Source organism: Methylocaldum gracile (assembly GCF_053646815.1).
Genome location: NZ_CM132196.1, coordinates 4,745,318 through 4,767,465 on the forward strand (window position 1 = coordinate 4,745,318; position 22,148 = coordinate 4,767,465).

Sequence of the window (22,148 nt, forward strand, 5' to 3'; positions counted from 1 at the left end):
TTGAAGAGAGAATCTTAGACGGCGAAACTTTCCCCGCAGCCGCAGGTCGCCTTGACGTTGGGATTGTCGAATCGAAACGCTTCGTTGATTCCTTCCCGGCGATAATCCACCTGAACGCCCGAGAGATAAGCCAGATCGCTGTCTCTCACGACGACTTTCACGCCGTGCTGTTCGAATACGGCATCGCCCTGCTCCACCGCATCGGCGTAATCGACTACATAGGCGAAACCGGTGCAGCCGGACTTTTTCACGCTCAGACGAAGCCCTACCCCTTTGCCGCGTTTTTGCAATTGCTTGGCGATTTGCTCCGCCGCTTTTTCAGTTAAGGTAATGGACATAATACGTAATCTCTGTCGGATCGCTGATTCAAAAAGCTTATAAACGCTCGGGGCATAATCTTTAAATGACCGGCATCACCGGTATCGCTCCCCGGCTCTCAGACGTGGGTATGCCCACGAGGTTTTTCAAGACCTCCAGAAAACGGTCGACTTCCGCCTCGGTGTTGCTCTTGCCGAAGCTTGCGCGTATCGCGCTCTTGGCAACTTCCGGCTCAACGCCCATGGCGATGAGCACGGGGCTCGGCTCGCCGGCGCCGCTGGCGCAAGCTGAACCGCTGGACACCGCGATGCCCTGCCGATCGAGGTTCATGACCAGGGCTTCGCCGTCGTAACCGTCGATGCCGAACTGCAAAGTATTGGGCAGCCGCTCCGCATGTTTGGCGAACAAGATCGCTCCGGGAATCGTCTCCAAACCGACCTCCAGCCGTTTGCGCAGACCGAGCAGCTGAGCGCGTCGTCCCTCCAATTCGGACAAAGCCAACTCCGCCGCTTTGCCGAAACCGACGATGGCCGCCACGTTTTCGGTGCCGCCGCGTAGGCCTTGCTCCTGTCCGCCACCATGCAGCAGGGGTTCTAGCATGACGGTTTTGTCGAGAATCAGCGCGCCCACGCCTTTGGGACCGTAAATCTTGTGCCCGGAAAGGGACATCAGATGAGCGCCTGAGGCTTTGAAATCGAGCGGAATCTTGCCCGCCGCCTGCACTGCGTCACAATGAAAAACGATGCCGCGCTCGCGGAACCAATTGGCGATGGACGCGATATTCTGAATCACGCCGGTTTCGTTGTTGGCCATCATGAGGGTGGCGAATCGAAGCTCGCCGGCCGGCAAAGATTCGATATACGACGCATCGGCCATACCATTCCCGTCCACAGGAATGGTTGCGACCCGCCAGCCTCTGGTCTTCAGGAACTCCAAAGGCTCCGAAACCGATGGATGCTCGGTAGCGCCCGCAGCGATCACGCCCGACTCGCGAGAAAAGGCCAAGCCTTTTAGCGCCAAATTATTCGCTTCGGTCCCGCCGCTGGTAAACACGACCTCGGACGGATGCGCGCCCACCAGGGCAGCGACCTGCTCCCTGGCCGTATCGACCGCGCCGCGGCAGACCCGCCCCATCCGGTAAAGACTCGACGGATTGCCGTAAAAGGCGCCCAGATAGGGCACCATCGCATCCAAGACCCGCTCATCCAGCGGGGTGGTCGCATTGTGATCGAAGTAGATCATTTCGTCAGAACGCTAAATATGCGTTTCCCGACGCAACAGCATATCGATGCCCTGAACGCCGGACGCCTGCTTGTCCTGACGCTCTGCTACCAAGCGCACGTTCTTGCGCTGCAAGACGTCTTGCAAGCTGATGGAGGCCAAATAGTCGCGAATCTGCTCGCTCAATCCCAGCCAAAGATCATGGGTGAGACAGGGCTGATTGTTCTGGCAGTTGGCTTTGCCGCCGCAGCGCGTCGAGTCGATGGTTTCGTCGACCGCGATAATGATTTCGGAGATATTGATCTGGCTGGCGTCGCGGCTCAATTGATAGCCGCCGCCCGGCCCTCGCACTCCTTCGACCATTCCGGCCCGACGCAAACGCGCGAACAACTGCTCCAGGTAGGACAACGAGATGTGCTGTCGTTTGGCGATATCGGTCAATGTCACCGGCCTTTTTTCGCTATGATAGGCCAGATCCAGCATGGCGGTGACGGCGTAGCGGCCTTTCGTCGTTAAGCGCACGGAATGACTCCCGGAAATTCACACTAAATACGTGGGAATTCAGGTTCACATATCCTAGAAAAATAGTCAATTATTAAGGCACCACAGGGTTTTTGCTGTCAAGATAACCGGCATCATGCATTCGCAATCCTGGCAATTTTGGATCGATCGCGGCGGAACCTTCACCGACATCGTCGCCCGCCGGTCGGACGGCCTCCTGTTGACCCACAAGCTCCTTTCGGAAAATCCGGACCGCTACCGCGACGCCGCCCTGCAAGGCATCCGCGACATTCTGGATCTGGCTCCCGATGCGACCCTGAAACAGGCCAACATCCAGGCCGTGCGGATGGGCACCACGGTGGGGACGAATGCGCTGCTGGAAAGGAAGGGCGAACCGACGGTCCTGGCGATCACGCGGGGCTTCGCCGACGCCCTCCGCATCGGCTATCAGAACCGGCCGGATATCTTCGCCCTGAATATCCGCCGCCCCGAACCGCTTTACCAAAAGGTCGCCGAAATCACCGGGCGTCACGACTCCCGCGGCTCGGAGCTGGAGCCGCTGGATCTCGGCGAAGCGGAACAACAATTGACCGGGGCCTACCGGGAAGGTTTCCGATCGATCGCCATCGTGCTCATGCACGCCTGGCGGACGCCCGATCACGAACTCGTACTGGAAAAGCTGGCCAAGGCAATCGGCTACACCCAGATTTCCCTCTCCCACCGCGTGAGTCCCGCCATGAAATTGATCGGGCGGGGCGACATCACGGTGGTGGATGCTTATCTGTCGCCGGTATTACGCCGTTATGTCGATCAAGTCGCCGCCGGCTTGGGCATCGGCCCAGCCCATGAAGTGCAACAAGATCACAAGCTCAAGTTGCTTTTCATGCAGTCCAACGGCGGACTGGCGGATGCCCACCGGTTCCAGGGCAAGGACAGCATTCTGTCGGGGCCCGCCGGCGGCATCGTCGGTGCGGTGGCGGTCTCCCGTCTCGCCGGCTTCGATCGTATCGTCACCTTCGACATGGGCGGCACGTCCACCGACGTGGCCCATTACGCCGGCGAATTCGAACGCAGCCAGGAAACCGAGATCGCCGGCATCCGGCTGCGGGCGCCCATCCTCAATATTCACACCGTCGCAGCGGGCGGCGGCTCGATCCTGCGTTTCGACGGACTTCGCTTCCGGGCCGGCCCCGATTCGGCCGGTGCCAATCCGGGCCCCGCCTGCTACCGGCGCGGCGGACCTCTGTGCGTGACCGACGCCAATGTGATGGTAGGAAAGATACGCCCGGAATTCTTTCCGAAAGTGTTCGGACCGACCGGCGATCAGCCTCTGGATACGGAAATCGTGCGGCGCAAATTCCGGGAACTGGCGGAAACCGTCCGGTCCGGCTCCGGGCAAACGCTCTCGCCCGAAGAAGTGGCGGAAGGCTTCATCGACGTGGCGGTGGAAAACATGGCCGCCGCGATCAAGAAGATCTCTGTGCAGCGCGGCCACGATCTGGCCGATTACGTCCTGTGCTGCTTCGGCGCGGCCGGCGGCCAGCACGCCTGCAAGGTCGCGGAACGGCTCGGCATCGCCAAGATTTTTCTGCATCCTCTGGCCGGCGTGTTGTCGGCTTACGGCATGGGCGTCGCCGATTACCGTGTCATCAAGGAACGCGCGATCGTGACCCTGTTGAACGATGCCGCCGCCACGGAACTTCGGACGGTGCTCGACGCCCTGGAAACCGAAGGACGCGCGGAGCTCTCCGCCCAGGACGTTCCGCCGGAACGGATCGTCGCGGCTCGCCTCGCCATGCTCCGGTACGAGGGCACCGATACCCTGTTTGCCGTCCCGTTCGGCGATTCGGCGGAAATGCGGGCGAGGTTCGAGGAACGGCACCGCCAGCGCTTCGGCTTCGTTTACCCCGACAAGGCTTTGCTGGTGGACACCGCGACCGTTGAGCTGGCCGGCTTGAACGAAACGGTCGAGGAACCGGTGTGCCCCTTGGAGCCCGACGCTTCTCTGGAACCGGTCGCGAAGGTCCGGATATATTCCGGCCGAAACCATCACGATACGCCGGTTTACCGGCGCGAGGACCTGAAGCCGGGCGTCCGGTTGCAGGGGCCCGCGATTCTGGTCGAACCCAATTCGACCACGATCATCGAACCCGGCTGGCAGGGCGAGATTACCGCCCGCAACCATCTCGTACTCAGAGCTGATGAACTAACCTACTGCGCGGCCCGAGACCGCACCTGCGATGCTCAACGTACCCCCTTGTACGCCTGCGCTTCTCGGCGCGGTCTCGAGCCGCTCGCGACGGTTATTTCACCAGCTCGCAACGCCACTTTATCCCCGCTAGAGGCGGACCAAACGGAACAGCGCGTCGATCCGGCGCGCCTCGAAATCTTCAACCGGCTGTTCATGTCGGTAGCCGAGGACATGGGCTATACGCTGCAAAACACCGCCCATTCGGTGAACATCAAGGAGCGCCTCGATTTCTCCTGTGCGCTGTTCGACGGAAAGGGCGGACTCGTCGCCAATGCGCCGCACATTCCGGTACATCTGGGTTCCATGGACGAGAGCGTCAAGGCGCTGATCGCGGGTCACGGGGACGAACTGCGACCGGGCGACGTTTGGCTCATCAATTCCCCCTATCACGGCGGTACGCATCTGCCGGACATTACGGTAATCACGCCCTTGTTCGACGACACGGGCGAATCGGTCCTTTTCTATCTCGCCTCGCGCGGTCATCACGCCGACGTGGGCGGCATCACGCCCGGTTCGATGCCGCCCCGCAGTACGTCCATCGATCAGGAAGGCGTTCTGAGCTCGGGTCTGAAGATCGTCGAAAACGGACACATACGCGAATCGGCCATCCGCGACTGGCTCAATGCAAAGCCTTATCCGGCCCGCGATCCCGACCGGAATCTGGCGGATCTCCGCGCCCAGATCGCCGCCAACGTGAAAGGCATGCAGGCGCTCCGCGGCATGCTCGAACGTTATTCGCTGGCGACGGTCCGGCGCTACATGGGGCATGTGCAGGACAACGCGGAAGAAGCGGTGCGGCGGGTCATCGCACGGCTTTCCGACGGCGAATTCGCGGTGACGATGGACTCGGGCGCGGTCATCCGCGTGGCGATCCGGGTCGATTCCGAAAACCGGCGGGCCTTCATCGATTTCACCGGGACCTCGCCGCAGCAGCCGGACAATCTGAACGCCCCTGCCGCCGTGTGCAAGGCGGCCGTCCTGTATGTGTTCCGCACCCTGGTGGACGACGATATTCCGCTGAACGCCGGCTGTCTGCGCCCGCTCGAAATCCGGATTCCCGAAGGCTCCCTGCTCAACCCCCATTATCCCGCGGCGGTCGCGGCCGGCAACGTGGAAACCTCGCAGCACATCGTCGATGCCTTGTACGGCGCGCTGGGCGTGCTGGCCGCTTCGCAGGGCACGATGAACAACTTCACCTTCGGCAACACGCGCTACCAATACTACGAAACCATCTGCGGCGGGGCCGGCGCCGGAGCCGGTTTCGACGGCGCGGACGCCGTGCACACCCATATGACCAATTCCCGCATCACCGATCCCGAAGTACTGGAGTGGCGGCTTCCGGTGCTGCTGGAAACCTTCGCCATCCGCCGGGGCAGCGGCGGCGAGGGCTTGCATAAGGGCGGCGACGGCGTGATCCGAAAGATCCGGTTTCTGCAACCGATGACCGCAGGAATCGTCTCCAGCCGCCGCCTGCAGCCGCCGTTCGGCCTCAACGGCGGAAACCCTGGCGCATGCGGACGAAACCTCGTGATCCGCGCCAATGGAGAGCAGGAAATTCTCGGGTCGCAGGCCGAAACCGACATGGACGCGGGCGACACGTTCGTCATCGAGACGCCCGGCGGCGGCGGATATGGAAGTTAGATTGTTCCGAATCCCATAGCCTCCTGGCCTCGGACAGCTGCTCGTTGACGGCCGTTTTCACGACTGTTTTGGACATCGAGGTGATCACTTGAAGAGCATTTGCGTATTCTGCGGTTCCAACCCCGGCAAGCGCCCCGAATACCGGATCGCTGCCGAAACCTTGGGCCGGCTGCTGGCCGAAAAAGGTTTGGAACTGGTGTATGGCGGCGGGACCGTGGGTCTCATGGGCATTCTGTCGAGTGCCTGCCTTGCGGCCGGAGGACGGGTGATCGGCATCATCCCGAAAGCTTTGATCGGCCGCGAGGTGGCAGGACGAATGGTGGAACACACCAGCCTTACCCGGCTGGAAGTGGTCGATTCGATGCACACCCGCAAAGCCCGCATGGCAGAAATCGCGGATGGCTTCATCGCGCTGCCCGGAGGTTTCGGAACCTTCGAGGAGCTGTTCGAAATCCTCACCTGGGCCCAACTTGGATTTCATCGTAAGCCGATCGGACTTCTCGATGCGGAAGGCTACTACGAACCTCTCCTGAGCTTGTGCGATCGGGCGCTTACGGAGGGCTTCATGAAACCCGAGAGCAGAAGGCGGCTGCTGGCCCATACCGACCCGGAGATGCTCCTTGAGGCCCTGGCCGCATACAGGTCCGAACCGGTCATCCCGTGGATTCGGGACGAGAGGCAGCTGTAATTCCATTCGGCATTCGAGTGAACATTCATCGTAGGATGGGTAGAGCGAAGCGAAACCCATCGATGGTGGGTTAGCCCCTAGTCTCCGCTCGGGACAGGCCCTTCGACAGGCCTGTCCTGAGCATCGTCGAAGGGCTCAGGACAGGCTCAGCGTAACCCACCGATTCGAGGTTGCCACACCTGAATTCAATTGAAAGCTACGCGCTGAGAAGCTCCAGAGCGTAATGGCTGCCCCGGTTCGTGGCGAGCCTCAGCCCTCAAGTGAAAGGCGCATGAAAGTGAAAGGGACAGGCAGTCAAGCGGCGACTTGCTCGTAAGAAAAGCTCGGGATATCCGCCCTCTCCTTCGCATGCTCGATGGTAATCCCACAAATATTCCCGTGCTGGTCTAAATCAAGCAGCGTGTTTTCGTCCAAGTCCCGCGTCTCCGAAACCTCGGCCGGCTTCAACTCGATATAAAGGGTGTCCGTGTCCTGAAAGTACGTAATCTTCATGGCTTGAACGTCCTATCGAAAAAAGCATTGTGCACGGTTTCCCCGTCCTCCAGCAAAATCACTCGCAAAAAGCGGCCGCCCATCTCCGAAATTGGCGCCCACCGGCGAACTCTGCCATCCTCCTGGATTACCTCTCTGACCGGATTTTCAATCACGTATTCAATCCATTCCAGCCGAATGGTACTTCGATCCGGGCGCTGGCGCATGGCTTGAAAATACTGGGTAAACTTCATTCAGCTACTCACAGCGATTCCTATACAAGATGAAGCTCGGTCGGAAACGATCACGCGGGCCATGGGGTATTAGCACAATAACCAAAGCCTGACACCTTCTATGGCGCGGATGGGGGTATTCCAGCGGAACCATGCCGTCTTCATCTGGCTCAGGATTGAGCAAGATCGACAACTCCTCCTTAAACTCCTCTATGTCCATCATCGGTAGGTCGCGAGTCTATAGGGCTAACGCGTCACATCAGCCGAACGAAAACCGCGCAGTGGTTTTTGGGTCGGCTGGATGTGATTGTTAGCAGGTTTCACACTACGCTCCTGAGGCTATTGTCATCAACTTCAAATTCCCGCAAAAACCGTGGGAGTGCTTCTGCATTTACAACAAATACAGTGCTTTCTTTTGCACTAGAAATCTCTCGATAGCCGCCAACAGCATAATGCTCGGGAACTTCATAATGTGACGCCAATTGTTTTCTAAAACGCAAATACGGAACCTCTTTGAAATTAGCATCTTGAATTTTCCCATCTGTGATGGATATTCTGGCCGGGTTAAACGAACAAACCTTCAACTTGGCTGTTGTTACGATTACGCCAAAATACATTCGAAATGCCTCCCTATCTTTCAGATGAAGTTCTTTTTCCTCATATGCAAATCCTTCAACCGATGAGACAACGTCAGCACCAACTCTTTCAAGCATTGGTTTGCTTTTTGGATCTTGACCGTCGACAACACAGTATTGTGATTGAGGTGTCGTTGGCTCTAAAGTTAGTTCCTTTAATCCAAAATATGTAAACCTATTATCGAAGTAGCGCAGCAGCCAAGACTTTGCATGGCGCCTTTGTAATTGCCTTTCATCTTCTATTAGGAAGATCCAAGATGTTTCCAAGACTCTTTTGGATTCAATTATTAATACTGAAGTGCCGTATTGATCTTCTAGAACTAAGTCAATAAAACCTGAACAACCATCTGTGGTATTTTTCCATGAGTGTTCAGAAAATATTACTTTCCACCCATGCGACCCACGTGTTTCGTTAATCAGGTGTTCTAATCCGATTTGTAGTGGGAATCCTGATCTGTTTACGGCCTCAGATAATTTATCGTCGTTCATGACTTATTACTGCTAACTAAAAGTCGACCTCAAATTCGATATCTAATCCGGAAATGGAAAATATCCAACGTCTTGCTTTGCGTCAAATGCGATATCTTATCCGAAAGGCCAAATAATCCGAATCTGGAGAAGGGATCGAGCTTTCGTTATTTTGCTTACGCCACGCACACGGCGTTCGTTTCCCACCGCGTTTTCATTTCGCCCAACAGTACGGTAGATCAAGAATCCCTTCCCGACACGGCTGCCGGCAAAGGATGGCTGACCTACGACTTTGCCGGAAACGCAGAGCCTGTCCTGAGCGAAGCCGAAGGGCTTATTCCGGCCTAGACATTTTCCGATTCGGTGTCAGAGAGCCCGATAGGTAGGTCGGCAATCCCTTCCCAATCGCAAACGGTCGCTTTAGTCGCGACCCTTCCGACAAACTCCTTTGCCGACCTACGTTCTTCCCGCCCGACACGAAGCCGTACATTGGGATGAAAAACGCTCTATGAGTCATATCGGCCTGTATTTTGACTTGTGAGGGGCAGTTTCCCATGGCGCGCCGCTATATAGCAGTGAAAAATGCTTAATTGCTCCGGCAGCTTAGTGGAATCATGCCAATGATAGCTGGTATGGGATGGGCTGAGCCTGCGCAGCCCATCGATCGCGAACGATGCCTGTCCTGAGCCCAGTCGAAGGGCCTGTCCTGAGCGAGTCGAAGGGCGCTTCCCGATGGTCGGCACATCCTACGGACTGCATTTGTCGAAAATCGCTCTTTGTGCCATAGCAATAACAGCCGTGTCTTGAGCGCGGCTGTCGCCGGAGCCCAGGCGGGCGAATTGATCCATGAATACGTCTTGGCAATGTGCAAGAATCTGAAGGTATCCGATCTCGCCGGGACCATACACATCTACCCGACCCTGGCGCAAATCAACCCCCGCCTGGCCGAGCAACGTCTCAAGGCTGGCCTGACCCCGACGGCAAAACGCTGGCTTAAATGCCTGTTTGGCTTGCGCGGCAACTAGTAGTACAGCCGCAGCTGTTCCCGCCGGTGGCGCCGATAATGGCAATCTCGAGCGCGGACTTCAGGCAGCAAAAACCCTACTCACTTCAGCGTCAGCACGAGCGTAACCCATTGAATCTACGATGATGAAAAAATCAAATCTGCGCGGATTCGAGCTGATAAGCTGGTTTAGATGATTTTTTCAACACAATCGGCCAAAAGCCGCCAGTCGCCAAATCTCCGTGGACGGTCGGTTCCTTTGGAAAAATCGGCCATTTTGCGGCAGCGACGTGAAGTGCGACGCATCCCCAGCATATCCGCAGAGTTACTGATTCGGTAACTAGGGCTAGATCATGGCGTCCGAGAAGGATGACCACACGTCCAGCGAAACAGCGGAGTGATGAGGCGCTAACCGATTCGTCCAAACTTTCGTTTTTCTGCTCTCCCGCTAAGCGGCCGTTCAATTTCAAATGGCGTTTCTGTGTACGGCCTGTTACAAGCATGTCAGGATTTTTTACAGAGCCCCAAAGATACAGAGGGAACCGCTGGGCGCGAGGCACTCTAAAGAGTTTTATTTCAAGGTCTTACGGTTAGTATTGGAGGCGATGGCCTAAATCCTGCTTGGCACTTCGAAGGTGCTAGGGGGTCGTTCCGAGGCGGTAGCGACGGTTTACCATCATGCTCACTCGTGAGCGCAGAATTAGGGAAAGTGAGACCAATGAAAACTCTGTGGATAATCGTTTGCCTAGTCGCTTCGTGCCTTGCCTGGGGAAGCGCGCATGCTCTACCGACGCTGCAGGTGACTAACGGCATATTGACCGGGGCCACCGGCGTCGAAGTCACCGTCAACAACGTGACCACGCTATACGATGTCACATTTCAGGGTGGGACCTGTGCCGGGTTGTTCAGCGGGTGCGATTCCAGCAACGATTTCGTGTTTAAGACGGAAGGGGAGGCATTGGCCGCCTCGCAAGCCTTATTGGACCAGGTCTTTTTGGACGGGGCCTTTGGCGCCTTCGATTCCGCCCCGGATACAACCGCGGGGTGCTCAGATTTCGTTCTTTGCATGGTGCTGACGCCCTATGATTTTGGGCTCACCGTAGGCGGGTTGGCCGATGTGGGTTTTGCACAAAATCTGTTTGGCCCGTTGGACGACGTTTCTGGTCTCCTGATTGTTTCCCCCTCGGACGACCTAACTTCCGAAAGCTTCATCTATGCCGTGTGGTCCCGCGTACCGACCAACAACGTCCCGGAGGCGCCGTCACTGGCGCTGGTGGGGGCGGGCATGATGGCCTATGCCGTTTTCCGCCGCCGGAGTTCGAGTCAGCGCAACCGCGCTCGGTAAGGTTCGACCAACAAGCTTCACACGCGCTGCGAGTCATCTGCGCGCGATATCCGAACCCCTGGCTGGGGCCGGGCGAGACAAGCGGGGAAGGTCGCGATTAAAGCGACGTTTGCGATTGATTCGACCAGTGCGCCGACCGCCGGGACTCGTCGCCACGATAGGTTCTTTTGGATGACCGGGATGCCATACAAGGGTTTCGTAAAAAAATCCGCCGCAACGCTGGATTTTTTGAACCTTTCTCGCTCGGAGGGAGAAATACCGATACGACGCGTCAGTGGGAGGTGCGGCGGGCGGTGTCATGGCTGGGCCGGATAGACCGGCAAGCGCTTCGAGATCAGGGCCATGAAAGGGATGATCGGCCATGGCTCCGTTCAGGTTCTTGTGAATGTACCGCCGGAGTTAGTCCGAGCGAAATCGGGAGGCGGGCCGAAACGATGATCCGGCACCGCATTTTGAGCCGAATCCCGATAAGAAGTTTCGGATGGAGCCGGATTAGGACGGGGCGTTCAATCCTTAACCCTAGTCCACCGAAATTTCATACGGCGTTATCGAGTGATCATCAAAAATAATTAAGGAGAAAACCATGGGTATGTCCAACCTCGGCCGGAAACAGCCGGTACCCGCACCAGAAGTGCTTGCATTGGATCAGCTACCGTTCCGAGCCCCCTCGGAGAGCGGTCTGTCGACCGAAGATGTCCGACCGCTCGCTCTTACCGCAAGCGCAGACATCACCACCCAGACGGTCACCGGAACGTTCACACCTTCCACCGGGGTTCTGACGGCACTCGGTGATGCATTCGACAACACGATCGAATTCAGCCGCAATGCGGCCGGAACCATTCTCATCAATGGCGGCGCCGTTCCGGTCGGGGGCGGTACCGCGACCGTCGCCAACACGAGCCTGATTCAGGGATTTGGGCTGGGCGGAAACGACACCATCACGCTCGACGAAACAAACGGTGCTTTGCCCCGCGCCAACCTTTTCGGCGGCACGGGAAACGACACGCTGACCGGCGGCTCGGGCGGCGACCAGCTCTTCGGGCAGGCGGGCGACGACGTCCTCTTCGGCAAAGGCGGCGTCGACTTTCTGTTCGGCGGTTCTGAAAACGATACGCTGACCGGCGGCGACGGCGATGACCAGATGTTCGGCGAGGCCGGCAACGACCGTATGATCTGGAATCCGGGCGATGACAGCGATCTGATGGAGGGCGGAACCGGCATCGACACCGCGGAAGTGAACGGCGGCAACGGCGCCGAGGTGTTTACGGCAACCGCCAACGGATCGCGCGTCCGTTTCGACCGCCTCGACCCGGCCCCTTTCGCACTCGATATCGGCACGACCGAGAATCTCGTCGTCAACATGAACGGCGGTAACGATACGTTTTCCGCAACCGGCAATCTAGCGAGCCTCATCCAGATCACTGTCGACGGCGGCGCCGGCGACGACACGATCCTGGGCAGCAACGGCGCCGACGTTCTCCTGGGCGGCGACGGCGACGACTTCATCGACGGCCAGCAGGGCAACGACGTCGCCTTCCTCGGCGCCGGCAACGACGTATTCCAGTGGGATCCGGGCGACGGCAGCGACACCGTCGAAGGCCAGGCCGGCTTCGACACGATGCTGTTCAACGGCAGCAACGTGGCCGAGAACATCGACGTTGCCGCCAACGGCGGCCGCGTGCGCTTCTTCCGCAACGTCGGCAGCATCACCATGGACCTGGACGACGTCGAGCGGATCGATTTCAGGGCGCTGGGCGGCGCGGACAACGTCGTGGTCAACGATCTGTCCGGCACGGACGTGACCGAAGTCAACATCGATCTCGCCGGAACGCTCGGCGGAGCGGCGGGCGATGGGCAGGCCGATACGGTGGTCACGAACGGCACGGGCGGCAACGACATCATCGACGTGTTCGGCGCCGGGACATCGGCGTCGGTGGTCGGACTGGCGGCGCAGGTTAACATCGCCAACAGCGAAGGCGCCAACGATTCGCTCGTCATCAACGGCGGGGCAGGCGACGACGGGATCACTGCGACCACCCTCCCGGCGGGCGTGATCAAGCTCGTGATCGACGGCGGCGCCGGCAACGACACGATCCTGGGCAGCCAGGGCGCCGACGTCCTCCTGGGTGGCGACGGTGACGACTTCATCGACGGCCAGCAGGGCAACGACGTCGCCTTGCTCGGCGCCGGCAACGACGTGTTCCAGTGGGATCCGGGCGACGGGAGCGACACCGTCGAAGGCCAGGCCGGCTTCGACACGATGCTGTTCAACGGCAGCAACGCGGCCGAGAACATCGACATCGCCGCCAACGGCGGCCGCGTGCACTTCTTCCGCAACGTCGGCAGCGTCACCATGGACCTGAACGACGTCGAACAGATCGATTTCAACGCGCTGGGCGGTGCCGACAACATCGTGATCGGCGATCTCAGCGGGACGGACGTCACTCAGATCAACATCGACCTGAGAGGCACCGGCGGGGGCGGCGACGGCGCGGCGGACACGGTCACGGTGAACGCCACGAATGGCGCCGACGTGTTCGGCGTCGCGGGCGATGCCGGCGGAATTACCGTCTTCGGTCTGCCGAGCCAGGTGAACATTTCCGGCCAGGAGGTTGCGAACGATCGGTTGACGCTCAATGGTCTTGGCGGGGATGACGTCATCGATGCTACCGGTCTGGAGGCTGGCGCAGTCCAACTGACGATGAACGGCGGCCTCGGCGCCGACGTTCTACTCGGCAGCGAAGGGGACGATCTGTTCAACGGCGGAGACGGCAACGACCTCGCAATCATGGGCGCGGGCGACGACACCTTCGTCTGGAATCCGGGCGACGACAACGACATCCTCGAAGGCCAGGCCGGCTTCGACACCATGCTGTTCAACGGCGCGAACGTCAGCGAAAACATCGATATCTCCGCCAACGGCGGCCGCGCGCGCTTCTTCCGCGACGTCGCCAACGTCACCATGGACCTGGACGACGTCGAGCGGATCGATTTCAGGGCGCTGGGCGGCGCCGACAACATCGTGGTCAACGATCTGTCCGGCACGGACGTGACCGAAGTCAACATCGATCTCGGCGCTTTCGGCGGCGGTAGCGACGGCCAGGCGGACACCATCTTCGTCAATGCGACCCAGGGGGACGACGTCATAATCGTCGTGGGCGATGGCAACGGAGTCTCCGTGCTGGGTCTTGCGGCCCGGATCAACATCACGAATTTCGACCCGACAATGGACCGCCTCGTGATCAACGGCCTCGCCGGCGATGACGTGATCGAGGCGTCGGGGTTGACGGTGGGCAGCATCCAGCTCACAGCCAATGGCGGCGATGACGACGACGTGCTGATCGGCGGTGACGGCAATGACGTGCTGCTCGGCGGCGCCGGCGACGACGTGCTGCTGGGTGGCGCCGGACTCGATGTGCTCGACGGCGGCACCGGGGACAACGTTGTGATCCAGAGCCTGGTGAGCGGTTCGACCACGGAGGGTGCCGGGATTGCCCCTCTGGGTATTCCGGAGATCAGCCTGGTGGGCGTAGGCGCGGAGCTGCAACAGAACGAGTTTCTGATCTAGCGGGTCTCCTCTGATCCGATATGGCGGTTCGCCTGCGAAAGCCCGGTTGCCCTGCCTTGCCGCCGAAGGCGCCGGGCAGGCGCAGCCGGCCTGATTCCGGTCAGAACACGAGCGCTCATGTTTCGGGAAGGAACGAATGCCCGATCCGCAAGGCCCGGCTTGAAGGCTGCCCGCTCTAATTTCATGCGGAGCGTTGAGGGTATCCGTTCAGCCTCTACTTAGGAATTCGAATGGGTACCCACCAACCGCAACCACAACACCAGGGTACATGGGTCCGGTCGGATCTGCGCCGGGCGCTGCAAACTTGCCGGACCTCCTTCTGGTCGGTAGGGTTCTTCAGTTTCTTCATCAACTTGCTGCTTCTGGTGCCGTCGATCTACATGCTGCAGGTCTACGATCGCGTGCTGAGCAGCGGCAGCGAGTCGACGCTCCTGATGCTGACGCTCATCGCGGTGTTCCTCTTCATCGTGATGGGCGGGCTGGAGTGGGTCCGTACCCAGATTCTGATCGTTACCAGCGCGCGTCTGGACAGTCTCCTGGGCGGGCGGGTTTTCGATGCGGTGTTCGCCCAGTCCCTCGCTTCCGGGGGCAGGATATCGTCCGCGCAGCCTTTGACCGACCTGCTACAAATCCGGCAGTTCCTAACCGGGCCGGGCCTCTTCGCGTTTTTTGACGCCCCCTGGTTTCCGGTTTATCTGGGGATGATGTTCCTGTTCCATCCGGTTTTCGGGGCAGTCGGCCTGATTTCGGCGTTCGTGCTGGCGGGCCTTGCTGTCTGGAACGAAGCGGCTACCCGCAAACACCTGCAGGAAGCCAACCGGCACGCCGTGGAGTCCAACCAGTTCACCCAGCGCAATCTGCGCAACGCGGAAGTGATCGAGGCCATGGGCATGCTGCCCCGGATGCGGACCCGCTGGCAGGACAAGCAGACCCTGTTGCTCGAGCTGCAAAGCCAGGCCAGTGCCAAGGGCGGCCTGATCGCCGCGCTGTCGAAGACTTACCGGCTGACCATCCAGTCGCTGATCCTTGGTCTCGGCGCCTATCTGGCCATCCACAGGGAGATCACACCGGGTTTGGTGATCGCGGGTTCCATACTGCTGGGCCGCGCCTTGGCGCCTCTGGACCTGATGATCAGCACCTGGCGGGGTTTTTCGCAGGCGCGGGCCGCTTACCAGCGGCTCGACGAACTGCTCAGCGCCGCCCCATACCGCGAACCGCCGATGCCGCTGCCCGCCCCGAGGGGTGAAATCCTCCTGGAAAGCGCCGTCGTCCAGCCGCCGGGCGCGTCCGCCCCGGTGCTCAAGGGCATCAGCCTTCGGATCGAACCGGGCACCGCACTGGGTGTGATCGGAGCCAGCGCCTCCGGCAAATCCACCCTGCTCCGCGCGATCCTGGGGCTTTATCCCGTAAGCCACGGGGCCATCCGGCTTGATGGCGCCGAAACCACCCAATGGGACCGGGAGGCGCTGGGCAACTACATCGGCTATCTGCCTCAGGACGTCGAACTTCTCGACGGCAGCATCGGCGAAAACATCGCGCGATTCGGCACCGTCGACCCCGACAGGGTAGTGGCGGCCGCCCGCGCCGCCGGTATCCACGACATGATCTTGCGGCTGCCGGAAGGCTACGACACCAAAATCCTCGGCCACGGCAATATCCTCTCCGCCGGACAGCAGCAGCGGCTGGGACTGGCCCGCGCCTTGTTCGGCGACCCGAAGCTGGTGATCCTGGACGAGCCCAATTCCAACCTGGATCAGGAGGGTGAAAATGCCTTGGTCGCCGCCCTGGCCGAACTGAAGCGCAAAGGGTGCACCGTGATCGTGGTCACCCATCGCAAGAGCCTCCTGAGCCAGGTGGACAAGATCGTTCTGCTGGCGGAAGGTCTGGTGGCCGTGTCGGGACCGCGCGACCAGGTTCTGGCGAGCTTGCAGAATTCGACGCCGCGGCCGGCCGGCGGCCTCCGCCCCGTCGCGGCCGCTCCCGTCCACAATCCGTCTTGATGGCCGTGACGACCTCAGCCCAGCCATCGCTGCTGACCGACGACCGCCGTTTCCGCCGGCTCGGGTTCCTCGTCGTTTTCGCCGTCTTCGGCGGCCTCGGCACCTGGGCGGCCGTCGCTCCCCTCAGCAGCGCAGCGCTGGCCCCGGGCGTCATCACCGTGGAAAACTACCGCAAGACGGTCCAGCATCTGGAAGGCGGCATCATCAAGACCATCCGGGTCCGCGACGGCGATTCGGTCGAAAAGGACCAGGTCTTGGCCACCCTCGACGACACCCAGCCGCGAGCCCAGCTCGAAGTCCTGCGCGGGCAGTATTACATCGCCGCGGCACGGGAAGCCCGCCTGATCGCGCAACGCGATGGCCTGAATGAGGTCCGCTATCCTCCCAATTTGCTCGTCCATGCAGACGATCCCCGGATCGATGACGCCATCCGCATACAGAACCACACTTTCACCGTCCGCAAGACGGCCCACGACGGCGAGATTTCCCTGTACCGGCGGCAGATCGAACAGCTCCGCGCCAAGCTCAAGGGTTTGCAGGCCCAAATCACCAGCCGTGATCGCCTGGTGAAGTCATTTCGGCACGAACTGGAGGATTTCGAGGCCCTTCTCAAGGAAGGCTACACCGAGAAGCAGAAAGTGCGGGAACTGGAGCGCAATCTGGCACAAAGCGAGGGCCAGCGCGGGGAATTGGCGTCTGAACTGGCAGCCACCGAACTACAGATCAGCGAGACCGAACTCAAGATCCTCCAGCTCCAGAAGGAGCTGCAGCGGGAGGTCGCGAAGGAACTGGGCGAGGTCCAGGCGGCCCTGTTCGAGTTGCGAGAAAAGATTCAGTCCCTGGAAAGCACAGTGGCGCGCACGGTCGTCAAGGCACCGGAGCCCGGCATGGTCCTGGGTCTGTCCGTGCACACCCTGGGGGGCGTCATCCAGCCGGGGGGAAAGATCCTGGACATTGTTCCGCAGGATGAGCGCTTGGTCGTGGAAGCCCGGCTGTCGCCTCAGGACATCGACCGTATCCAGCTCGGCCAGATGGCGGAAGTGCGGTTTACCGCCTTCAAATCCCGCGATACCCCAAAAATCGAGGGCAAGCTGATGGTTGTTTCCGCCGACCGTCTGGTGGACGAACAAACCCAGACTTCCTATTACCTGGCGCGGGTGGAAATCACGCCGGAAGGGCTTCAGGACCTGGCCCGCCAGAAACTGGACCTGGTGCCGGGCATGCCGGCCGAGGTCTTGATAAATACGGGCGAGCGCACCCTGTTCGAGTATCTGACCGACCCTTTCGTGAACACCGTCACCCGCTCCTTTATCGAAGATTGATCCATGACATTAGCCGGTTTCGGAAAGGGCCTCCTGTGCCTGGCGGTACTTGCTCTGCCTTCGGCCTCTTGCGCCGAGTCCCTGCTGGAGCTGTACCAGCGCACCCTGGAAACCAACCCCGTGCTGAAAAGCCGCGAATACTCGGTGGATCGAGCCAACGCCCAGAAAGACCAGGCATTCAGCAAATTGCTGCCGCAGATTTTCGCGGTCGGGAATTACTCTTACAACGATCTGCATCAACAGGCCGGACAAAGCTCGCTGAGCCTGAGCAGCTTGCCCGCAATCGATCAGCAATACAGCGGCCTGCGCGGAACGGTGCAGTTGCGCCAGGCCTTGTTTGACCTGGCCTCTTTCTATCGCTGGCAGAGCGCCGAAAATGTCATTTTGCAGTCGGAGCAGGAACTCGAGGCGGCGCGTATCGCTGTCGCGGGGGACCTGGTGGACCGGTATCTCAGGGCAGTCGAGGCTACCGACAACATCGCCTACGTGGCATCGGAAACAAAAGCCGTGGAAAGCCAGCTGAAAGGCCTGCAGCGGATGCACGAGCGGCAGATGGTGAAGGTGACCGATCTGTACGAGGTCGAGGCCTATTACCAAACGTTGGCCACCCGCGGGATCGAGGCGCGAAATGCCAAGGATGTGGCGCTGGAGAAACTGCGCGAGCTGGCCGGGGGTTCGGTGCGGGATGTCAACCCGGTCGGCCGGGAGCACTTTCCCCCCGTCCCGCGCGCTCCGGATGAATGGGTGCAGGAAGCGACCCGTAACAACCCGGCCCTGACCGCGCTACAACACGGCATCGACGCCACAGACAAACTGGTGACCAGCAGCCGGGCCGAGCATGCTCCGCTGCTTACCCTGCAGGTCTCCGAGACCTATGCGGACACCGGATTCGATAACCGTTCCCAGCCCCCTTACAACGTGTTCACCGCCGGCGTGCAGCTCACCGTCCCGATCTTCGAGGGCGGCCGGGTTCAGGCGGGGGTGAGGGATGCACAAGCCAGGCATCGGATCGCCCGGGAGCAGTTCGAGCAGAAGCGCCGAGAAATCGAACAGGAAACACGAACGGCATACCTGGATGCCATGGCCAGCTACTCGCGGATCGACTCCACCCGCCAGGAAGTGCGCGCGCAGGAGAAAGCCGCCGAGGCCCAGGAACGCGGCTATGAGCTCGGCGCTTCGACGATCGTCGACCTGCTCGAGGCCCGGCGCCGGCTGCTGAAGGCACGCGTCGAGCAGGCCAAGGCCCGCTACGACTACATCCGCGGGCTTGTTGGATTACAGGTCAGGGCCGGCAGTCTGTCCACGCCGTTCATGGAGGAGATCAACGGCTGGATGGCCGGGAAGTGATTCAGCGAGCGGGGCACGCGTTTGAAGAGCAGCGTCCAAAGGTGGCCTCCATTACCGCCAGTGGCGCCGTTGGCGGTTGTAGAAGATCTCGATCCATTCCGTGATGTCCGCGATGGTTTGTTGTCGCGTAGCAAACCGCCGGTGACGGACCCGTTCGTTCTTCAGCGTGCCCCAAAAGCTCTCCATAGGAGCATTTGGAGGCTTGAAACCGAACTGCTCCAGCAACGCCCGATAGGCATGGGCACAACACTGGCTCCCCTGACCGGAATGGTGAATCAGGCCTGGAGCGGCAATGCCGTTAAGTTAAGACGAATAACGTCACCCCGGCAGGGAAGGGGCCGACTAAAGGCCCGTTTGCGATTGGAATGCCGGGGTCCAGAAGCCATGGACGGCAGAGGCCTATCACTTCCTTGTGCACTGGATTCATGCCGCACAGTCCCTGTGCGGCACCCTACGGGCGCTTCGCGTGCAAATCGGCCTCGCCGCGCTACGCCGTCCCGCTTCGCTCGCGAGTCCTGGGCAGTCCTTCCCTGGCCTGCCCGCTCGCCGCATTGCGCCTCGCCCTGCCGATTTGTCCGGCACAAATTTGCCAGGAGCAAATTTGGACGTGCGGAGCACGGTCCGTAGGACGAACCCCAGGGATGGGGTGAGCAATCCCTGCCGGAATGACGGCTTAACTTATTAGTCAGGCCCGTAAATACCCTCCTGGTATTTCGGGCCGCCGCCCAGGCCGGTACACGCCCGGCCTGGGCTCACGCGGCTTGTCGCCGCGCCGGGGCATCCTTGCCCCGGATTAACCCGGCCTATATTTATAGGCCGGGTTAATAGTCAGGCCCGTAAATACCCTCCTGGTATTTCGGGCCGCCGCCCAGGCCGGTATACGCCCGGCCTGGGCTCACGCGGCTTGTCGCCGCGCCGGGGCATCCCTGCCCCGGATTAACCCGGCCTATATTTATAGGCCGGGTTAATAATGGCATTGCCTGGAGCGGGCCGCTTTGCCGACACCTCCCGCCACAAAGACTGGCTGACCAAGGCCGTCGTCATGCGTTCCCCGCGAGCGTAGCCCACGATCTCGCCGGTAAACAGGTCCTTGTGGCTGGCCCGGCACAGCCAGCCTTCCCCGGTCGGGGCCTGTAACGCCCGCTGCCGCAGGCGTTACACAAAATGGAATTAGGCCAATAGTCCGCCGATCAGATCTTTGTGAACTTCGGACTGCCGCCCCGTCTTGAGCCGGCTGGCGACCACGACGCTGCGCAGCTCGGCGAGAGCCCGATCGAAGTCGTCGTTCACGATGAGATAGTCGTACTCGCTGTAATGCGACATCTCCGAGATGGCATCGCGCATGCGGCGGGCGATGGTGTCAGGATCGTCCTGGCCGCGCGCCTTGAGCCGTTCTTCCAGGGTGCGGCGCGAGGGCGGCAGAATGAAGATGGAGATGCAGTTGGGCATCAAGTTCCGGATTTGCCGAGCGCCCTGCCAGTCGATTTCGAGCAGCACGTCCTGTCCTTCGGATAGGGCTTTTTCCACGGTTGCCCGAGCCGTGCCGTAATAGTTGTCGAACACCCTGGCGTGCTCCAGAAACCCGCCCGATTCGATCATCCCTTCGAATTCGGCATGATTCACGAAGAAATAATCCCGGCCGTGGACTTCTCCGGGACGCTGCGCTCGCGTGGTATGCGACACCGAAACCGTGAACCCCTCGAGGTTTTCCCGCAGTGCCCTGACCAAACTGGTTTTTCCCGCCCCGGACGGGGCTGAAACGATGAACAGCGTGCCGATACTCATGTGCCTTGAAATGATCCGGAGTGGTCTTAACGGTTGTCCGACGAATGGCGGTTTCCGACCCATGCCGCAGCAGGGGCCGAAAACCGTTAGCTTAGCATGTCATACCGTAGAGGTCGTGAGAATCAGCCGTCTACCGCAGCGTATAGAGAAAGCTGGCAAGATGGCGGGCATCCGCTTCGGTAACACCCGTGTTCGGCATGGCGGTCAGGGGATCGATAGCGGGCGGATCTTGAATCCAGCGCATCAGATTTTCCGGCGTGTTGGTCAGCACGCCGGCGATGTAGACGCGGCTCGCGATTCCGCTCAAAGGCGGCCCCACCAGACCGTTTGCGCCTTCGATTCCGGGGATGACATGGCAGGACCCGCAGCCGTACCGTGAAATGGCTTCCCTCCCCTGTGCGGGATCGCCGCCGGCTACCGATACCGCTGCGGGGTCCTCCTGGCGATCGCAGGCATTCAGAAGAAGAACTGCCGCAATCGCACAGGCTAATGCCGAGAGCTTATGACCGATTTCCATCCTGACCGTCCGTTTCGGCTGGAAAGGCGGGTTCCGATCCGGGGCACGCCATACTCGTCGAGTATGGCTTCGATCTCCTTGCTCCTGCGCTCGATGATGCGTTCCAGTTCTGTGCGTAACCGTTTATCGCCGTGCCTCACTCCCATCGCGATATCGAACACGAAGGGAAGAGACCGGTCGGCCGGCGGCGAGACGGGCACGACGGCGAGCGGAACCGCTTGGTTCTTGGCAAAGTAGCCCGCCAAAGGTCCCCATACGACGGCGATATCGATGTCGCCCGCCACTACCGCATCGATGATCCTGGCCGGCGGATTCTCCTTGGAGTAATCGCCGTAAACGGTGTAACCGACCACGTTATCGATGATCTTTCGGCTGGTCAGGGCATGGGCCGGCGGGGTGTTGGCGAAGTCGTCCCCGACCATCTGCACGCCGATCCTGACGTCGTGCAGCGTAGGATCGTTGAAGGAGCGGATGTTCAGCCCCGAGTCCAGGCGGTAAACGAACACGTAGCTGGACCGATAATACGGCGTCGTCGTCAGTGCGGGCCCGAAGTTGCTCGGGACGCCGAGAACCAGGTCGCAGCGATGGGATTTGAGCGTATTGCGGATAAAGCCGCGCCGCTGCGCCCACCAGGTGTACTCGACTTCGGCATTCAATTCGTGGGCGATGAGATCGCCGATCTTGTTTTCGAAGCCTTCCTGCCTCTGGTTGGAGAAGGGCAGATTATTGGGATCCGAGCAGATGCGGAGAGTACGCTTTGGAGAATGATCATCCACGACGGCTGACGCCATGCCCGGCCAAAACGCCGCAAGCAAGGCAAGCATCGAGAAGAAC

The 22,148-nt window shown here is 60.2% G+C and carries 16 protein-coding genes and 2 pseudogenes; 8 read left to right on the forward strand and 10 right to left on the reverse strand.

What is annotated here, in order from left to right:
• Positions 1–14: 14 nt before the first annotated feature.
• The 3 genes from ACWJJK_RS21160 to iscR form a co-directional block, all read right to left on the reverse strand.
• Positions 15–338 (reverse strand): HesB/IscA family protein, encoded by a 324-nt coding sequence (locus tag ACWJJK_RS21160; RefSeq protein WP_077731521.1) that lies wholly within the window; start codon positions 336–338, stop codon positions 15–17.
• 61 nt (positions 339–399) lie between these two features.
• Positions 400–1,560, reverse strand: a complete 1,161-nt coding sequence (locus tag ACWJJK_RS21165) for a cysteine desulfurase family protein (RefSeq protein ID WP_086133839.1) — start codon at positions 1,558–1,560, stop codon at positions 400–402.
• Between the two features lie 12 nt (positions 1,561–1,572).
• On the reverse strand, positions 1,573–2,061 hold the full coding sequence (gene iscR / locus ACWJJK_RS21170; protein ID WP_077731523.1) for a Fe-S cluster assembly transcriptional regulator IscR: 489 nt from the start codon (positions 2,059–2,061) through the stop codon (positions 1,573–1,575).
• A gap of 115 nt (positions 2,062–2,176) precedes the next feature.
• Between iscR and ACWJJK_RS21175 the strand changes: the two genes are divergently transcribed.
• Complete coding sequence (locus ACWJJK_RS21175) at positions 2,177–5,932, forward strand: hydantoinase B/oxoprolinase family protein (protein WP_454128463.1); 3,756 nt, start codon at positions 2,177–2,179, stop codon at positions 5,930–5,932.
• An 88-nt stretch (positions 5,933–6,020) separates the two neighbouring features.
• Positions 6,021–6,620, forward strand: a complete 600-nt coding sequence (locus tag ACWJJK_RS21180; RefSeq protein ID WP_156881067.1) for a TIGR00730 family Rossman fold protein — start codon at positions 6,021–6,023, stop codon at positions 6,618–6,620.
• Between the two features lie 294 nt (positions 6,621–6,914).
• Here the strand turns inward: ACWJJK_RS21180 and ACWJJK_RS21185 are convergent, their stop codons facing one another.
• Positions 6,915–7,112: a DUF2283 domain-containing protein gene (locus ACWJJK_RS21185; protein WP_156881066.1), complete on the reverse strand. Its 198-nt coding sequence runs from the start codon at positions 7,110–7,112 to the stop codon at positions 6,915–6,917.
• 532 nt (positions 7,113–7,644) lie between these two features.
• On the reverse strand, positions 7,645–8,448 hold the full coding sequence (locus ACWJJK_RS21190; RefSeq protein WP_139841044.1) for a hypothetical protein: 804 nt from the start codon (positions 8,446–8,448) through the stop codon (positions 7,645–7,647).
• 755 nt (positions 8,449–9,203) lie between these two features.
• On the opposite strand from ACWJJK_RS21190, the gene ACWJJK_RS21195 reads away from it, so the two are divergent.
• From ACWJJK_RS21195 to ACWJJK_RS21220, 6 genes are all read left to right on the forward strand, one after another.
• Positions 9,204–9,452, forward strand: coding sequence for a hypothetical protein (locus ACWJJK_RS21195; protein WP_156881065.1), 249 nt, complete (start codon positions 9,204–9,206; stop codon positions 9,450–9,452).
• Positions 9,453–10,148: 696 nt separating this feature from the next.
• Positions 10,149–10,775: a PEP-CTERM sorting domain-containing protein gene (locus ACWJJK_RS21200; protein ID WP_086133844.1), complete on the forward strand. Its 627-nt coding sequence runs from the start codon at positions 10,149–10,151 to the stop codon at positions 10,773–10,775.
• 583 nt (positions 10,776–11,358) lie between these two features.
• Positions 11,359–14,343 (forward strand): beta strand repeat-containing protein, encoded by a 2,985-nt coding sequence (locus tag ACWJJK_RS21205; protein WP_454128464.1) that lies wholly within the window; start codon positions 11,359–11,361, stop codon positions 14,341–14,343.
• Positions 14,344–14,573: 230 nt separating this feature from the next.
• Complete coding sequence (locus tag ACWJJK_RS21210; RefSeq protein WP_156881063.1) at positions 14,574–16,343, forward strand: type I secretion system permease/ATPase; 1,770 nt, start codon at positions 14,574–14,576, stop codon at positions 16,341–16,343.
• A complete protein-coding gene (locus ACWJJK_RS21215; RefSeq protein WP_156881062.1) occupies positions 16,343–17,665 on the forward strand; it encodes an HlyD family type I secretion periplasmic adaptor subunit in 1,323 nt (440 codons plus the stop codon). Before ACWJJK_RS21210 ends, ACWJJK_RS21215 begins: the two co-directional genes overlap by 1 nt.
• A gap of 3 nt (positions 17,666–17,668) precedes the next feature.
• Entirely contained in the window at positions 17,669–19,012 is a 1,344-nt protein-coding gene (locus ACWJJK_RS21220) for a TolC family outer membrane protein (RefSeq protein WP_156881061.1), read from the forward strand.
• 51 nt (positions 19,013–19,063) lie between these two features.
• On the opposite strand, the pseudogene ACWJJK_RS21225 reads toward ACWJJK_RS21220, so the two are convergent.
• The 5 genes and pseudogenes from ACWJJK_RS21225 to ACWJJK_RS21245 all read right to left on the reverse strand — a co-directional run.
• Positions 19,064–19,294, reverse strand: a pseudogene (locus ACWJJK_RS21225) (IS3 family transposase); the annotation flags it as partial.
• 696 nt (positions 19,295–19,990) lie between these two features.
• Positions 19,991–20,137: pseudogene (locus ACWJJK_RS21230) on the reverse strand (IS3 family transposase); the annotation flags it as partial.
• Positions 20,138–20,182: 45 nt separating this feature from the next.
• On the reverse strand, positions 20,183–20,797 hold the full coding sequence (gmk, locus tag ACWJJK_RS21235; RefSeq protein WP_156881060.1) for a guanylate kinase: 615 nt from the start codon (positions 20,795–20,797) through the stop codon (positions 20,183–20,185).
• Positions 20,798–20,927: 130 nt separating this feature from the next.
• The gene (locus ACWJJK_RS21240) at positions 20,928–21,314 is read right to left on the reverse strand and encodes a c-type cytochrome (protein WP_077731539.1); all 387 of its coding nucleotides are present in this window, start codon (positions 21,312–21,314) and stop codon (positions 20,928–20,930) included.
• Entirely contained in the window at positions 21,284–22,138 is an 855-nt protein-coding gene (locus ACWJJK_RS21245; RefSeq protein ID WP_156881115.1) for a quinoprotein dehydrogenase-associated putative ABC transporter substrate-binding protein, read from the reverse strand. The genes ACWJJK_RS21240 and ACWJJK_RS21245 overlap by 31 nt, the downstream gene beginning before the upstream one ends.
• Between the last annotated feature and the right edge of the window lie 10 nt (positions 22,139–22,148).

Bases quoted from the DNA above. Each gene is read 5' to 3' on its own strand.
- ACWJJK_RS21160 (WP_077731521.1), bottom strand. From the start codon at position 338: ATGTCCATTACCTTAACTGAAAAAGCGGCGGAGCAAATCGCCAAGCAA.
- ACWJJK_RS21165 (WP_086133839.1), bottom strand. From the start codon at position 1,560: ATGATCTACTTCGATCACAATGCGACCACCCCGCTGGATGAGCGGGTC.
- ACWJJK_RS21175 (WP_454128463.1), top strand. From the start codon at position 2,177: ATGCATTCGCAATCCTGGCAATTTTGGATCGATCGCGGCGGAACCTTC.
- ACWJJK_RS21185 (WP_156881066.1), bottom strand. From the start codon at position 7,112: ATGAAGATTACGTACTTTCAGGACACGGACACCCTTTATATCGAGTTG.
- ACWJJK_RS21190 (WP_139841044.1), bottom strand. From the start codon at position 8,448: ATGAACGACGATAAATTATCTGAGGCCGTAAACAGATCAGGATTCCCA.
- ACWJJK_RS21200 (WP_086133844.1), top strand. From the start codon at position 10,149: ATGAAAACTCTGTGGATAATCGTTTGCCTAGTCGCTTCGTGCCTTGCC.
- ACWJJK_RS21205 (WP_454128464.1), top strand. From the start codon at position 11,359: ATGGGTATGTCCAACCTCGGCCGGAAACAGCCGGTACCCGCACCAGAA.
- ACWJJK_RS21210 (WP_156881063.1), top strand. From the start codon at position 14,574: ATGGGTACCCACCAACCGCAACCACAACACCAGGGTACATGGGTCCGG.
- ACWJJK_RS21215 (WP_156881062.1), top strand. From the start codon at position 16,343: ATGGCCGTGACGACCTCAGCCCAGCCATCGCTGCTGACCGACGACCGC.
- ACWJJK_RS21220 (WP_156881061.1), top strand. From the start codon at position 17,669: ATGACATTAGCCGGTTTCGGAAAGGGCCTCCTGTGCCTGGCGGTACTT.
- gmk (WP_156881060.1), bottom strand. From the start codon at position 20,797: ATGAGTATCGGCACGCTGTTCATCGTTTCAGCCCCGTCCGGGGCGGGA.
- ACWJJK_RS21240 (WP_077731539.1), bottom strand. From the start codon at position 21,314: ATGGAAATCGGTCATAAGCTCTCGGCATTAGCCTGTGCGATTGCGGCA.
- ACWJJK_RS21245 (WP_156881115.1), bottom strand. From the start codon at position 22,138: ATGCTTGCCTTGCTTGCGGCGTTTTGGCCGGGCATGGCGTCAGCCGTC.